This is a genomic window from Colwellia sp. BRX10-1 (genome assembly GCF_014077545.1).
Taxonomy (GTDB): Bacteria; Pseudomonadota; Gammaproteobacteria; order Enterobacterales; family Alteromonadaceae; genus Colwellia_A.
Map to the genome: position 1 here is coordinate 174,633 of NZ_JACGWC010000002.1, position 14,572 is coordinate 189,204.

The 14,572-nt window shown below is 37.1% G+C and carries 14 protein-coding genes; 6 read left to right on the forward strand and 8 right to left on the reverse strand.

From position 1 onward, the window contains the following. Positions 1–19 precede the first annotated feature (19 nt). Positions 20–661 (reverse strand): LysE family translocator, encoded by a 642-nt coding sequence (locus tag H4J75_RS03230; protein WP_182221329.1) that lies wholly within the window; start codon positions 659–661, stop codon positions 20–22. Between the two features lie 115 nt (positions 662–776). On the opposite strand from H4J75_RS03230, the gene H4J75_RS03235 reads away from it, so the two are divergent. Further along, the gene (locus H4J75_RS03235; RefSeq protein ID WP_182221330.1) at positions 777–1,703 is read left to right on the forward strand and encodes a LysR family transcriptional regulator; all 927 of its coding nucleotides are present in this window, start codon (positions 777–779) and stop codon (positions 1,701–1,703) included. A gap of 274 nt (positions 1,704–1,977) precedes the next feature. Here H4J75_RS03235 and H4J75_RS03240 read toward each other — a convergent pair whose 3' ends face one another. Then, positions 1,978–2,952: a transposase gene (locus H4J75_RS03240; protein WP_182221331.1), complete on the reverse strand. Its 975-nt coding sequence runs from the start codon at positions 2,950–2,952 to the stop codon at positions 1,978–1,980. 482 nt (positions 2,953–3,434) lie between these two features. Here H4J75_RS03240 and H4J75_RS03245 point away from each other — a divergent pair, with 482 nt between their 5' ends. Next, positions 3,435–4,202, forward strand: a complete 768-nt coding sequence (locus H4J75_RS03245) for a haloacid dehalogenase type II (RefSeq protein WP_259366365.1) — start codon at positions 3,435–3,437, stop codon at positions 4,200–4,202. Positions 4,203–5,498: 1,296 nt separating this feature from the next. Here the strand turns inward: H4J75_RS03245 and H4J75_RS20370 are convergent. Next, a complete protein-coding gene (locus H4J75_RS20370) occupies positions 5,499–5,969 on the reverse strand; it encodes a prepilin-type cleavage/methylation domain-containing protein (protein WP_220465218.1) in 471 nt (156 codons plus the stop codon). A gap of 822 nt (positions 5,970–6,791) precedes the next feature. Here H4J75_RS20370 and H4J75_RS03255 point away from each other — a divergent pair. The 4 genes from H4J75_RS03255 to H4J75_RS03270 are packed head-to-tail and all read left to right on the forward strand — an operon-like array spanning position 6,792 to position 8,970. Beyond that, entirely contained in the window at positions 6,792–7,289 is a 498-nt protein-coding gene (locus H4J75_RS03255; protein ID WP_182221332.1) for an RNA polymerase sigma factor, read from the forward strand. Beyond that, on the forward strand, positions 7,282–7,833 hold the full coding sequence (locus H4J75_RS03260) for a hypothetical protein (protein ID WP_182221333.1): 552 nt from the start codon (positions 7,282–7,284) through the stop codon (positions 7,831–7,833). The genes H4J75_RS03255 and H4J75_RS03260 overlap by 8 nt, the downstream gene beginning before the upstream one ends. Continuing rightward, positions 7,830–8,372: a DUF4252 domain-containing protein gene (locus H4J75_RS03265; protein ID WP_182221334.1), complete on the forward strand. Its 543-nt coding sequence runs from the start codon at positions 7,830–7,832 to the stop codon at positions 8,370–8,372. Before H4J75_RS03260 ends, H4J75_RS03265 begins: the two co-directional genes overlap by 4 nt. 10 nt (positions 8,373–8,382) lie before the next feature. After that, positions 8,383–8,970: a DUF4252 domain-containing protein gene (locus tag H4J75_RS03270; protein ID WP_182214501.1), complete on the forward strand. Its 588-nt coding sequence runs from the start codon at positions 8,383–8,385 to the stop codon at positions 8,968–8,970. Positions 8,971–9,033: 63 nt separating this feature from the next. Here H4J75_RS03270 and H4J75_RS03275 read toward each other — a convergent pair whose 3' ends face one another. The 5 genes from H4J75_RS03275 to H4J75_RS03295 form a co-directional block, all read right to left on the reverse strand. Further along, positions 9,034–10,575 carry a S10 family peptidase gene (locus H4J75_RS03275; protein ID WP_182221335.1) on the reverse strand — a complete coding sequence of 514 codons (1,542 nt, stop codon included), beginning with the start codon at positions 10,573–10,575 and terminating at the stop codon, positions 9,034–9,036. 127 nt (positions 10,576–10,702) lie between these two features. Further along, entirely contained in the window at positions 10,703–11,275 is a 573-nt protein-coding gene (locus tag H4J75_RS03280; protein WP_182221336.1) for a HutD family protein, read from the reverse strand. Continuing rightward, entirely contained in the window at positions 11,275–12,120 is an 846-nt protein-coding gene (fghA, locus tag H4J75_RS03285) for an S-formylglutathione hydrolase (RefSeq protein WP_182221337.1), read from the reverse strand. Before fghA ends, H4J75_RS03280 begins: the two co-directional genes overlap by 1 nt. A gap of 21 nt (positions 12,121–12,141) precedes the next feature. Beyond that, entirely contained in the window at positions 12,142–13,290 is a 1,149-nt protein-coding gene (locus H4J75_RS03290) for an S-(hydroxymethyl)glutathione dehydrogenase/class III alcohol dehydrogenase (RefSeq protein WP_220465219.1), read from the reverse strand. A 194-nt stretch (positions 13,291–13,484) separates the two neighbouring features. Further along, positions 13,485–14,426 carry a tetratricopeptide repeat protein gene (locus H4J75_RS03295; protein WP_182214507.1) on the reverse strand — a complete coding sequence of 314 codons (942 nt, stop codon included), beginning with the start codon at positions 14,424–14,426 and terminating at the stop codon, positions 13,485–13,487. Positions 14,427–14,572: the final 146 nt, after the last annotated feature.

The following is a 14,572-nucleotide window of genomic DNA, read 5'->3' on the forward strand; positions in this document are numbered from 1 at the left end:
ATGCCAGAGAAATTATTGCTTAAACAGCGTTCATTAAAATGAGCTTTATAGCAATTATCATCAATATGAATCCTGCGACTTTATCTATTTTTTGTTTGTGACGATTGAAACGAGGCATTATATTAGGGTGTGATAACAATAACGCCACACCGCTGTACCAAATAAAATGAGCCAACATAATAATTATCCCATAACTTACTTGCATTATTAGCGGAGTATCTACAGAAACAACTTGCGTAAAAATACTTAAGAAGAAGATAGATGTTTTCGGATTTAATATGTTGCAGGTAAAGCCTCGACGCATCGCGTTAAAAGGCGACATTGCTGCTGTTTGATTGTTGTGATCATTATTTAACAGATCACGTGTTGTTAATAACTGCCAGGCAATATAAATAAGGTAAGCCGCTCCTAAATATTTGATTGTCGCAAATAACCAGGCGGAGTTTGCAATCACAACCGCTAATCCTGCAATCGAATAGCTAGCATGTATACAAACTGATAAACACATACCTAAACTCATATATAACCCCGATAAACGGCCATTATAGATACTCGTGCGAGTCACCATGACAAAATCAGCACCAGGCAACATAGCCATAAAAATAGCGATGGTGCTTACCGCAATAATTTCTGTCATGTAAGTACTTATTAACAACTCCATATTTCTCTCTCATCATTTAAAATAGTCTCATAGCAACTCACTTGTTACTGTGCAGCTATGTTAATCTATGAGAAATTTAAAACAATACACCTATTTGTAAAAGGACTTGTGCTTGATGGACACAAATAAACTAATCCCCTTATTGTCTGACATGGCTATTTTGGTAACTGTCGTTGAGCAGGGCAACTTTAGTAAAGCGGCTATAAAACTTGGGGTAACACCCTCAGCGGTAAGTCGCCAAATTAGCCGATTAGAAGATGCTTTAGGCATAAAACTATTACAACGCACTACACGGCAACTAGCGTTAACAGAGTCAGGAACATTAACCTTTAATTATTGTAAACAAATGATAGAGTCAGCAGAGCAAGCCGTTAATGCCAGTAGCTCGACAACATCAACGGTTAGTGGATTGTTGAGGGTGGCGGCACCAAAATCACTTGCCAATCGAGTATTGCGGCCACTCTTTGTCGAGTTTTTAAAGTGCTACCCTGATATTCAATTGCATTTAAAAGTAACTGACCGGATTTTAGATCCTATTCATGACGGTGTTGATTTCTTAATTCATATCAATGACAACCCGATTGAAGCTTTGGTCAACGTTAAAATTGGTCGCAGTGAACAAGTGTTATGTGCCAGTCCTGATTTTCTAGCTAACCATCCGCTACCAACACACCCCGACGATTTAAAAAATTTACCCTGCCTTTGCTTAGGTGAAAATATGTCAGATAGCCGGTGGCGATTTAGTCAAAAAAATCAACAAACAAGCGTACAAGTCACTGGTTCATATTTACTTAACCACAGTGAAATGCGTCGAGACGCTATTGAACAGGGCTTTGGTATTGGCTCTCTGCCTGATTATATCGCACAACAGGGCATTAGCAGTGGCAAGCTAATTCCACTTTTGGAAGATTGGCGGTTACAAGGTAATTACCAAGGTGATATTTGTTTGCAGTATGTACAAAGTAAATATTTACCCAATAAGAACCGAATTTTTATCGATTTTATGAAGCAAAAATTACAAGAAATACAGCCCCACTCGTGACGCATTAAACCATCAATTTAGAGACACTCACTTAAAAAATAGCATTAATTTAGGACACTCACTTAAAAGTAATTAACATGACACTCATGTTAAAAAGCTAAATAGATGACAAATAAACTTCAACATTTATGGAGTCCTCAGCTATAAGAGATATTTAACAATATATTCGTGTGTTAAAGAAAGATGTAGTCAATTTGCTCCCAAAATAATAATTTCTTGGCAAGGCTATTTCTCCAAAATCATGGCTTTATAATTCACACCTGTTTTAATGTTTTCAAGCAAAGAGTTTATTGCAATGGCTTAAGTTATGTCGTCGCTTTAATTGCTGATGCTCGCAGTAGTCACTCAGCACATCTTCGTGGCCGATAGCACCATGAAATTGTGTTCTAAATTCGGTGGTGATGATTAACCAGTTGTCCGCTGAGATATTCAATCGCTTGAGTATCTCAGGTTGTTTTTGTTCGATAAAACCCCGTTTATCTCCGCTAATACAGCGGCCAGTTAACGTAATTAATTGAAGATAGTCGGCGAGTTCAAAAGGTAGGCCCTTTGGCATGTTTTTCCTGGGGTTACCAATAAAGGGGAGCAGGGTCTTGGGCTGTTGGCCCTTTTTTGCCTCTTTACAACGACGTTTTATGCTCGTGTGGGCTGAACTTTCTGGTGTCTTTGCGATATTGGCTCGAATAGGGTTTAAATCAACATAGGCCATACAAGACGCTAACGCTGCTTCATCTAATAACGCTTGGGATTTAAAGCGTCCTTCCCAAAATCTACCGGTGCAGTTATCTTCTTGGTTAGCCGCTCTTGCAATACTTTCATTGATATACCCCATAAACCAACTGATTTTCATCAGGCGCTTTCGATAGACCTCAGCGGTTGCATTAACCTCATCAAGTAAGGGTTGAGCTAAGCGGTCACCGTTGCAATATTGTTTGGTCAGTAACGTGCCTTTGTGTATGCGGTGCCAACGCACAAGTACGTCAGTCATTGTCCACTGCTTCGCTTTTTCTTCATCAATAAATAACACCACATGATAGTGATTACTCATCACCGCATAGGCACAAACCTCAATCGCAAAGACTTGCGTCAGAAAATGCAGTTTGTCTTCTACCCAACCTCGCCGGTGCTCAAAGCTTTGACCTGAAAAGGTATCTTCACCACATAAGAAAGCGCGTCGAACACAACGCGCCACACAATGATAATAGGGCGTGTCTACTAAACTGATTTGTTGCTTCCTTGGCGTGGCCATAACTCACCTAAGATAAAGTAGCTTGATTACTTTAGCGTAGTACAAAGGGAAAACTTGTTCAATTTAGGATGAGTGTCTGTTGATTTTTTGTTAGATAGCCATAGACCTCATTAACTCCGAAACTAACAAAATAACTTTCAATACATTGTTTTAAATTTAATTTTTTATATATGAAATAAAAAAATTCATTACGGTCTTATTAGCCTAACGTATATTAATTTTGAGTTTTATCTATAACTCAATGAGTTCTGATGAGGATAATGGATAAGTTTGTGAGCCCTGCTCACAGTATAAAAATTTTTGAAGTCTTCTATGGTCATAGTTGCCTATACCCATCGAAATCACAATATAGCAAGTTTTTAATGGCCCTATTATTTTTTAGCAAAACAATGACAAGGTTCAAATGAATAATTACTCGCTGTCTATTTACTATATGGATGTAATCCATATAGTTACGGTTATATTATTTAACAGGTGTTTAAATGAAATTAAAACTTTACGTATTATTATTTTCTGTATTTTTGTCTATAACCTCTATCGCGAAAGAGGTAGAGACATTTCATAAGATGCACAGTACCTTACCTAGCGTTATCTTTTTTGATGTGAATGAAACCCTACTTGATTTAGGTAATGTGGCTAAGTCTGTGACAGTTGCCTTAAAAGGACGAGATGATTTAGTAGCTAGTTGGTTTACTACTATGTTCCACTATTCTTTAGTCACTAATGCAATTAATGATTACCATCACTTTGGCGAAATAGGCATTGCTGCATTACAACTAGTTGCAAAGCAAAATGATATTTTTTTGACAAAAGAAGAAGCAACCTTAGCAATTAAAACGCCATTTAGAGACTTACAACCACACCTTGATGTTATTGCTGGTTTAAAGAAATTTAAAGATAGTGGCATAAAATTGGTCACTCTCACTAATTCGTCAGATGCAGGTATTGCCAGTCAACTTAAGAACGCTAAATTAACCGAATATTTTGATGGCGCATTAACAGTCCAAGAATTACAAATTTTTAAGCCTGATTTACGTGTTTACGAGTGGGCTTTAAAGCAAATGAATGTTGAGGCTGGTGACGCGATGTTGATTGCTGCACATGGTTGGGATGTTGCTGGAGCAGCTAAAGCTGGAATGCAAACCGGATTTATAGAACGTCCAGGTATGTTTCAGTTCGAGTTAGTCGAAAAAGCGGATTACAGTGCGCCAGATTTACTTCAACTAGCTAATAAAATTTTAGGCTTTTAGGTTTTCATCAATAAGAAGTACCCTAGGTTATTTGATGGTACTTCTTAAATAATTAAAGATGAGTGTCTTGTTAATTTTTCTTCTTAATTTTTTTGTTAATTTTTGCTCTACCACTTCGATAATATTGGCGAAGCAGAGGATTACGTTGATCATTCAAAGGTGACCCCCTCGAAAAGCTTACCTCGACCCATCATTTTATTATTAATAATAACACTGAATTAACCACCTCGTTACATTGGTTGGTTAACTTGTAAGATAGGAGGTCTTTGTACTTGTTTTTATTCATTTTTATTCGTTTTTATGGTATCTTCAGCGGCATAGAATATTTTGTATTTTTGGTTGCACAGTTTTCGCCTAAATGGATTTAGTGCACTTCGCTCAACTTCATGGTTAGTTGAGCAAAGTGGTAATAAGGTTTCAATCCTACTCATTCCACGCTACAAGTTTTGATGTTTTTTGGTCATTTCAGTGTTTACCATCGACACACATATAATAAATTAAAGGATTAATTATGAATAAATGTAAATTTTGCGAGAATGAATTACCTGTTATGAGGGTCCAGCGAAGTTGGACAGAAAAACATTTCAACCATAGAAATGAATTTAAATATCAATGTAACAATTGCTATAAAATTACATTTAAAAAATCAAAGATATCTCTCTAAAATATCTATTACAGCGTATCCCTCTCCCTTAATACTTACTTTGACCAATACCCTACAGTATTGGTTATAGTGATCCCTTACAAAAGAATAACTTACGAAACAGCTCGTCATTTACCAGTGATTTATGCAGACTAAAATCTTACCAGTATCATATTTGATAAGGCACGATCGAATGAATGATTTATGTAAGCTATATTATTTAATGCCGATGTCTAGGGGATGGGCACCCAATCCCTAATAAAGTTCCTTTAAAATAAAACCGTCGATAAGTTATATTATCGTCGGTTTTTTATTGACTCTACTTGATTAAACGCATAATTTACCAATTAAACTAATGACCGATTTTTTGGATTACTTGTCGTTAGAGAAGCCAAGGCTAACGCCAGCTACCGTATCTTTGTTAACATTAAGCTTTTGAGTTATTAAGGGCGGTTCAGAGCCTGAAGTAGATGTTAGACATATTATGCCTTTACGGGTTTTCTATCTCACTATGGGGCACTTAGTGAGATAAGAATATGATCATTTTGTCCGCTTAGTTGACATGCTCTAGTGGCGGATTTTAACGACAACTGATCACTAACAGAAGCCTTTCTGACTTAGTTAGACAGCTTGTTAATTGTTGATTATTTCTGTTAACAATCGTTCGTTGTATATGTAATTGTTGGTAATAGGTCAATTACTGTTGGTGCCTTGTAGGTCAAATAGCATTTGGTTCCTGTGATAGGTATATTATTATTAGTAATACCACTGAATCCAACTAAAGACGAACGAGTTAAATAGAAAGACCCTCCACCGAAAGTATCACCATATGCCCAGTCTTCTCCAAGATTCACTGCATTAGCTATTCCCGTTGTTCTATTGCCACTAGGGTAACCATACTTAATCTCAATATCATCATTCCCATCACCATCAATATCAATGTTTGTTAAAGCTTGGTTTTGTATCCCCTGAACTATCGACTTTCCATACACTAGCTTGGAGCTTGAGATAAGAGTCCCTCCCATAGATTCTAGTACAGCCTTGTTAGCATCTGAACTAATATCTATAAATTTTGGTGCAGCAGTAACAGCTAAGATCCCCAAAATTACAATTACTACTACCAACTCAATTAAGGTAAAACCTTGTTCCTTTGTTCGATTAGAAATCTATATCTATCTCTGCATATTTGGCTTAATACGTTATTTTCGAAGTACTAAGTACGTTTGTACATTTTTATTTAAAAACAACGAGGTAGTATATAAAAACCATAATACATTTAGCATTAGGTAGATCAAGCATTTGTTGATTTATTCGTATTTAGTTATTCATGCCAGATTGAGCATTAAAAGCCAATCTCATTTGGTGATTGGTAGTATCAAACATTATGCGTAGTCACATGAGAATTTGACCCTATATGAGACTACCGAGAACATTCTCATTCCCGACGATATTAACCAGTTTAAAAGTATCAAAAACCGAAAAAAACAAAAAACTGAGTAATTACTTCACTTTTTACTTTACACTTATAGAGTTGTTACTCTATAATGATTTTGTTCTCTTTTAGTGAGCACCTGTTGTAATAATTTTATATTTTAGCTTCCCCAAAGCTATCCAGCCGATGAACTTGTTTTCATCGGTTTTTTTATGTCTAAAATTCAATAAAATATAAAAAACACCTGTCGTAATTATAATGGCCATCACTAAAAGTTGGCTTTAATCGACTCGATTAACCTTATTCATAAAAGTTTTCTACTTAATCTTATTTTATCCATAGACTCATACTTAGCTATAACAAGGTGATTAACCTCTGTATCACCAGTAATTTCGCCCTATTAGTTATAGTGACCTATTTATCATACCAATCACTTTAACGATTCTTTTTAGAATAAATTAAAAATAAAATACTTAATTTGTAACCTTTCGCAAAGTAGTGCGTAATTATAACTATGAAAGGAAATAAATTTAATAAAATACTCGAACAACATCAGCAACGAATCTATTCGTTAGCTTTGTATATTTTACGTGATAAACATGAAGCGGAAGATATTACACAAGATGTTTTTACGCGTTTATGGAATAACATCCAACAAGTAGATATTGAAAAAGTATCGGCTTGGCTATCTACGGTAACCCGTAATGCTTGTATTGATAAATTGCGTAAGCGTAAGGAATTCAGCCAAGTTGAAGAAGAGCATCAAGTGACACAAAAACATGAAGAACCGGCAGGGAATTTACAGCACCAACAATTAAGTCATTGGTTAAGTGAGGCGATTGCTTGTTTAAAAGAACCCTATAGTTCGTTGATTATGTTATGTGATGTACAACAAAACAGCCAAAGTATTGCGGCGAAATCACTTAACTTAACCACCAGCCAAGTAAAAGTCTATTTACATCGTGCACGACGTGAATTGCGAAATAATTTAAAGGGGTATACCCATGAATAATAAAGAATCATGGCAGAAACCATTAGATGATTTTTTAGCGAACAATGACCTTTCAGCTGACACCCGTGTGCTAGCAAGAGTATTGTCCGAGAGCAGTGAATCAACTAATGAACAACTTAGTAACCAACAAATTGCTGAGTTGGAAACAGCGTTACATATTGAAAAACATTTAAATGACATAGGTTTGCAGCCTTTATCAGCCGATTTGAAAAACAAGTTACAGGGCATTAGCAAAACTGAAAAAAGCAGTCATGTGATTTTTGGTTACTTTACACCTAGCTGGAAAAAACTTAGTGCGCTAGCCGCAACCGTTACCGCTGTTGCTTTACTCAACACCAATATACTAAGTGATCCTATAAATAAACATCCATCACTGGCAGAAATACAACATGCTGAGCAAGAGTTAGCAATCGCTTTGCAATATATATCATTCGCTAAAAAAATATCAACAGAGCAAATAAAGCAAACATTTGACGAAAATATACAACAACCATTGAACCAAGGTTTATTTAAACCACTTAATCATTTTAAGGAAACATCATGAAAAAATTATTATCAGCACTTATTTTCTTTAGTTCATCATTATTAATGAGCAGTTCAGCTTCTGCCGACGACATTACCAAAGAACGAGGTTATGTAGACTTTGCCAGTCTTAACTCAGTTTATGGTGAACCTAAAGTGATGGTTAATTTAAATAAAACCATGTTAGGTTTTATTAGCAAAATTAATCTGTCTGATCCAGAAGCATCAGAGTTAATCAGCAAATTAAAAGCCGTTCGTGTACAAATCTATAATATGAAAGGTAGCGATCAACCGGCAATAGATTTAATCGCAAAGGTCAGCAAAGATATTCAATCTAAAAACTGGTTACCTATTGTCTCGGTCAATGAAGAAGATGAAAAGGTACGAGTATTCACCAAAATCACAGATGACCTTATGGATGGTTTAGTGGTTATGGTTATTAACAATAAAAGTGATAAGGACGGCCGAGAAGCGGTATTTATTAACATTGTTGGTGAAATAGACCCGGCACAAATTAATAAAGTAACCAAATCACTTAACATTGATATTGACTTAAAATAACGAGTAAACCATGAAACTATCTCACTATTTTTTAAAGAAAGTGACCTTGCTATTAGCAATTGCAGCAAGCTTTTTCTTAACCGGGTGCGGCATTACCGCAGGGGGACTTCACAGTCATGCTGGCTATGCCGATATTGAATCACCTTATTGGTGGCAAGCTGACAGCGAAATAAATTTGTCTTTAGGTCCATTAGCCATTGGCACAGCACGTTGGGTTATTGATGCCGATGAAGACCCTGAAATTGATGCTTTATTGGATGACGTAGATGGTGTTCGTATAAGTGTTTATAACGTTGAAAAAAACAGTGAGTTGTTTAAAGATAATTTCATTGAAACTCAAGCTAATTTACGTGCCGATGGTTGGCAACATGTAGTAAGAATGAATGATGATGAATCAACTGATTACTCACTGATGTTCATCAAGTCAAACGGTGAAGTAATTGATGGTTTAGTTGTACTGTCACTTTCAGATAATGAGGCGGTATTTGTCAATATTATTGGTAATATCCACCCTAACTCTTTTGAACCTATTATGGAGCAGGTTTATAAGAAAAATGATGTGGCAAAAAGATTTAAAGAAGTAGATGAAGAGGAATAACATATTAGCCGATTAAGTTATAAATGATAACTTAATCGGCTTGCTTTTAAGTGCTAAGATAATTTATCGTGGCGAAGCAGCTTTGTATTTAGCGGCTTGTTTATTATCAGGTAAAGACGCTTTAATAAATTGACGAATATCATCATTCGCCGCTTTTAAATCTTCATAGCGAAGGTACATCATATGACCACTGCGGTAGCCTTTAAAAGACAAGCGGTCTTGCATTTTACCACTTTGATCTAACTGCCACATAGTGTACTTAGCATCAAAATAGTTAGTCGCACCATCGTAGTAACCGGCTTGGAACATGACATTTAAATAAGGGTTTTGTGCCATCGCTAAACGTAAGTTTTTACCGGTATTATTGTTAGTGCGATCCCACGGATGTACATCACCGAACATATTATATTTAATGTCTGTTTTATAGTTTAACTCTTCGCGTAAATAGTAATTAATGGCGGGCGTGAAACTGTGCAGCCATGACGTTAATTCCGCATTGTAGTCAGGACGTGAACCGGTTGTTTTCTCGTCAATACCTAAGTAACGTGAATCTAAACGACCAATTGTTTGCTCACGGTCACGTAATAGTTCTTTCCAAAAATAGGAAGCGCTAATATCTAAATTACTGCGTAATACTTCAGTGACCGAAAGTCCTGAATAATAAGAGACTTTTTCAGCTATCGCCTGTTTTTCTGCTGGGCTAATAAAGCCACCTTTAGCGAGTGCAGGTATGTATTGCTCAATAGTAAACTTTTCAACTTCAGGCAAAATATCCAATAAGTCTTTTTGCTGTAAATCGCTCTTTAGTGCTTGGTGATACCAGGCAGCAGCTGCAAAATAAGGTAGGCGATTTGCGGCCTTTACTGGTCCGTCACGCTTAATACCAATATCGGTTGGCGACACGAGAATCACACCATTTAAATACATCCACTGACGTGATTGTAGTTCTAAAGCTAAACCTGAAACACGGGTAGTACCATAACTTTCACCGATTAAATATTTTGGTGAACGCCAGCGCTCATTCCGGGTCACAAAAGTATTGACCCAATCTGCTAGATATTTGATGTCGGCATTGACACCAAAAAACATCGATTTTTGTTGTTCTTTCGAAGGCATCTTGCCCTCTTTGTCGGGTAAAACTCGTGAATAACCCGTATTAACTGGGTTAACAAAAACAATATCGGCAACATCTAAAATTGAATAGTCATTGGTCTTAACACCGTAAGGCTGCAATGGATATCCTTCGTCATCAACATTTAAAACACGTGGGCCGGTGTAGGCAACATGCATCCAAACAGATGCTGAACCTGGGCCGCCGTTAAAAGAAATTAATAAAGGTCGTGCGCTTTTATTCTTAACATCGCTGCGTTGGTAATAGGTATAAAACAAACTGGCGGTTGGGTTACCCTCACTGTCCCATACGGGTTGAGTACCTGTAGTGGCAGTGTAGTCGAATTTCTTACCATTAACCTTAGTACTATGTTTTGTGGTTGAGCTTTCGTCGATAGGTAACTTGCGGCTATTGTCAGCAGTATTCTCAGCATTAGCAAACGGTGAGAATATCAGCAACAAGGCGAATACTTTGACTAAATGGTGTGCTTTCATTTTAACGTCCTGTGCATTGAATTTTTATTAATATCTCCATACTCTAAAACAGAAAAAACATTATCGCTGAAATAAAAGTTTAAATGACTATTTTCAGCGATAAACACCTGCTGTCACTATATTTTGCCTAGGTATTTTGCGTTAAGTAAACCACGATCAGCTTTTGTCCTGTAATCGTCATCTCCCCTGCTTTAAGGGTATTCAATTTCAATAAATGCCCTGCCTTTATTATTTGGTGATTTTGGTATGACGTTAACTGGAATGCACCCGATAAACTGTAAACAAAGCATAAGTCTGCAGCTTTAAGTTCAACTGTTTGTTGAGCTAGCAAGGTTTCCACAACGGCCGAGCACTTTTCTTTATCGGTAATAATATTAAAATCGGTAATTTCACCTGCAGGTAAATGTCCAACGGTTCGACAACCCCCATCAAAATTGGCGACATCGAGGATATTATTCAACTGATCAGTTTTACGGTTATCGTATTGTAAATTAATGCCCTTACCGGCAATGAGAATGAGATTACGCTGATAACCTGAAAAATCAGAAAAGACCCCATCTTCAACAACATTCGCCATACTCAAGCGCCAAATAAAGTCAGCTAAAGTACCGCCGTCATTAATCGCCAATTCAATAGTTTCACCTTGGCCATTTTTCCATGGGATAGTCTTAAAATGTTCAGGTGAAATAACTGTAAACATTAAGATTGCCCCAAGTGTTTCGCATGGAAACATAAGTGACTTTCAATAAAACTGGCGATGAAAAAGTAACTGTGATCATATCCCTGATGTTGGTTAAGTATTAGTGGGTAGTTATTACTCAGCGCCGCTGAAATCAATGATTCTGGCTGAAGTTGCTCTTGCAAAAAGTCATCGGCTAAACCTTGATCAACCAATGCCGGTATATGCTGTGTACTTGCTTTCATCAACACGCTTGCATCATGTTGCTGCCATAAAGCTTTATCATCACCTAAATAAGCGCTAAACGCTTTTTGTCCCCAAGGGCTATTAATTGGATTAGCTATGGGGCTAAAAGCAGATACCGAACAATATTTATCAGGATTTTTTAGCGCTATCGTTAACGCGCCATGCCCACCCATTGAATGACCACTGATTGATTTTTTACTCGATACAGGAAAGTTTTCTGCAATTAACGCTGGCAATTCATTAACAATATAATCATACATTTTATAATGAGTAGACCAAGGTTTCTCGGTGGCATTTATATAGAAACCCGCACCTAACCCTAGATCGTAAGACTGGTTTTCATCATCGGCAACATCATCCCCGCGCGGGCTGGTATCAGGACAAACAATGGCTATACCGAGTGCCGATGCCATGCGCTGTCCTCCTGATTTCTGTACAAAGTTTTCATCGGTACAGGTCAGTCCTGAAAGCCAATATAAAACCGGCACTGGTGAATGCTTGCTGGCACCCTCAGGTAAATAAATAGCGAAACGCATCGGACATTTTAGACTTTCAGCATGATGTTGAAAATGCTCTTGAACGCCACCAAACATTTTATTACTGCTAATTTTTTCTAACATGATCTTCAACCTTTTAGGTACTTACGAATGGTTAAAATGAATAACACTACGAATACTCTTACCTTCGTGCATTAATTCAAAGGCCTCATTAATTTTTTCTAACGACATGGTATGGGTAATAAAGTCGTTTAAAGCAAATTCACCGGCAAGATAGCGTTCAACATACTCAGGTAACTCACTACGACCTTTCACCCCACCAAAGGCAGTACCACGCCATACTCGACCAGTAACCAGTTGAAATGGGCGAGTTGAAATCTCTTGTCCTGCGCCAGCAACACCAATAATAATAGACTCACCCCAGCCTTTATGACAACACTCTAAGGCCGAACGCATCACATTAACATTACCGATACATTCAAAAGAGTAGTCAACACCACCATCGGTTAATTCAACAATAACGTCTTGAATAGGTTTATCGTAATCTTTGGGATTAATACAGTCTGTTGCACCCAGCTTTTTGGCTAACTCAAATTTACTTTCGTTGATATCAATCGCAATAATACGGCTTGCTTTCGCCATAGCAGCGCCAATAATAGCCGACAAACCAATACCACCTAAACCAAAAATAGCCACGGTATCACCTACTTCAACTTTCGCCGTATTCATGACTGCGCCCATGCCGGTAGTTACTCCGCAACCCAATAAACACACTTCTTCAAGCGGTGCTTTAGGGTTAACTTTCGCTAAAGATATTTCAGGTAAAACAGTATATTCAGAGAAAGTAGAACAGCCCATATAGTGAAATATAGCTTTGCCGTTTAATGAAAATCTCGAGGTGCCATCAGGCATTAAGCCTTTACCTTGGGTTTCGCGAATTTTTTGACACAGGTTGGTTTTACCCGATTTACAGAATTTACACTCACCACACTCAGGTGTGTATAAAGGAATGACATGATCGCCAACCGCAACACTGGTGACACCCTCACCTATTTGTTCAACAATTCCGCCACCTTCATGCCCTAAAATGACTGGAAATATTCCTTCAGGGTCTTCGCCTGAAAGCGTGAAAGCATCTGTATGACAAACGCCTGAAGCGATGATTTTAACGAGAACCTCGCCTTTTTTGGGAAGTTCTACATCAATTTCTTCAATTGTTAAGGGTTTATTTGGCCCCCAAGCAATTGCAGCTTTAGATTTGATGGTGTTTAGTTTTTGCGTAACTGCTGACATATGAATTGACCTGATTACATTCTTTAAAGACAATGATAGTGGATAAATATCAGGAATAACAGCCTATTGAAATGGATAAAATTATGTTAACCCGATTAATAAATTGGGCTTTACTATGATGGCGAGATATTCACCATAAGGATTTATCAAACCTTTTTGCAGTATGCTTTGTTATCGACTCCCTCTTAAAGGTTTTATAATTCACCCTTAAGGTCATTAAGCTTTAATAGCAGGTTTGGCGCTAAGAGTTCTTCGTTAATGGCCAGTAATAGCTCCTCGGCTTGTTCTTTATCACCGCCCAGCAACTTTATTTCGGCTAAGTACAATTTTGCATGAGAGGCTTTCACAACATCTAAAGCAATGTCAGCATGCTTAATTGCGGCTAAATAACTTTTTTCAGCCAATGAGAATTGTTCAGCGTGTTGTTGTGCTTGCGCTAAATTAAAATGTACTGTCGCTATTTGTTGTTCATTGCCATATTTATAACTCCAAGGAACGGTTGCATACCAGTGAGCAAGCGCTTCATCATACAATTCAAGTTGCCTAGCGACGTGCCCTAAATGACCAAAAAGATCCATCATAAACTGCGGATTATGACTGTTTTTATATTTTTCTTTTAAAGCATTAAGTGACTCATAGGCTTCAGGTAACTCACCAATAAACATTTGTAAGTTAGCAATTTCAATAAGTTTAATTGGAGATGGATAAACTTCATTCATTATTGCTAATTGTGCTTTTGCTTTATAAATATAACGCTTCCCTTCTACTAAGTCGCCATGACTAAGTAAACACTTAGCATAATACATATAAAGAGTGACTTGAAAAGGGATCGGTAGGTCTTCATCGTTTATCCAACGCTTTGTTTCTTGGTAAAGCTCATCACTGTGTTGCAAAATAAATAGCGAGGATAATTTGAATTGCATTAAGCTAAACCAGATGCGGCTTTTCGGCTGTACTTGGGTTAATTCAATATTAACTTTTTCTAGGCATGATGATGGCGAGCGCTGACATAGCTTTGCTGTGCTCTCACTTTTCATTGCATAACTTTTTGCAACCGGTAAGCAAAAAACCCACAATAATAGTGCTATAAGTCCAAGTAAATAAAGTTTTGAAGAGATAAAAAAATGTTTATTCATCGTTAGATATTGCCACTGATGTTATTAATTGCCAAGTGCCAGACTATAATTTATTAAAGATTATTGAACAAAAAATATCTTGGTGTTAAGCTCTGCGCGAAATCTTCACCTTAATTTAACCTAAAGTTAACCCAAATAAAATAAAG

Coding starts and splice junctions, on each gene's coding strand:
- H4J75_RS03260 (WP_182221333.1), top strand. CDS start 7,282: ATGAATAATAAAGAATCATGGCAGAAACCATTAGATGATTTTTTAGCG.
- H4J75_RS03235 (WP_182221330.1), top strand. CDS start 777: ATGGACACAAATAAACTAATCCCCTTATTGTCTGACATGGCTATTTTG.
- H4J75_RS03275 (WP_182221335.1), bottom strand. CDS start 10,575: ATGAAAGCACACCATTTAGTCAAAGTATTCGCCTTGTTGCTGATATTC.
- H4J75_RS03230 (WP_182221329.1), bottom strand. CDS start 661: ATGGAGTTGTTAATAAGTACTTACATGACAGAAATTATTGCGGTAAGC.
- H4J75_RS03240 (WP_182221331.1), bottom strand. CDS start 2,952: ATGGCCACGCCAAGGAAGCAACAAATCAGTTTAGTAGACACGCCCTAT.
- H4J75_RS03295 (WP_182214507.1), bottom strand. CDS start 14,426: ATGAATAAACATTTTTTTATCTCTTCAAAACTTTATTTACTTGGACTT.
- H4J75_RS03270 (WP_182214501.1), top strand. CDS start 8,383: ATGAAACTATCTCACTATTTTTTAAAGAAAGTGACCTTGCTATTAGCA.
- H4J75_RS03255 (WP_182221332.1), top strand. CDS start 6,792: ATGAAAGGAAATAAATTTAATAAAATACTCGAACAACATCAGCAACGA.
- H4J75_RS03245 (WP_259366365.1), top strand. CDS start 3,435: ATGAAATTAAAACTTTACGTATTATTATTTTCTGTATTTTTGTCTATA.
- fghA (WP_182221337.1), bottom strand. CDS start 12,120: ATGTTAGAAAAAATTAGCAGTAATAAAATGTTTGGTGGCGTTCAAGAG.
- H4J75_RS03265 (WP_182221334.1), top strand. CDS start 7,830: ATGAAAAAATTATTATCAGCACTTATTTTCTTTAGTTCATCATTATTA.
- H4J75_RS03290 (WP_220465219.1), bottom strand. CDS start 13,290: ATGTCAGCAGTTACGCAAAAACTAAACACCATCAAATCTAAAGCTGCA.
- H4J75_RS03280 (WP_182221336.1), bottom strand. CDS start 11,275: ATGTTTACAGTTATTTCACCTGAACATTTTAAGACTATCCCATGGAAA.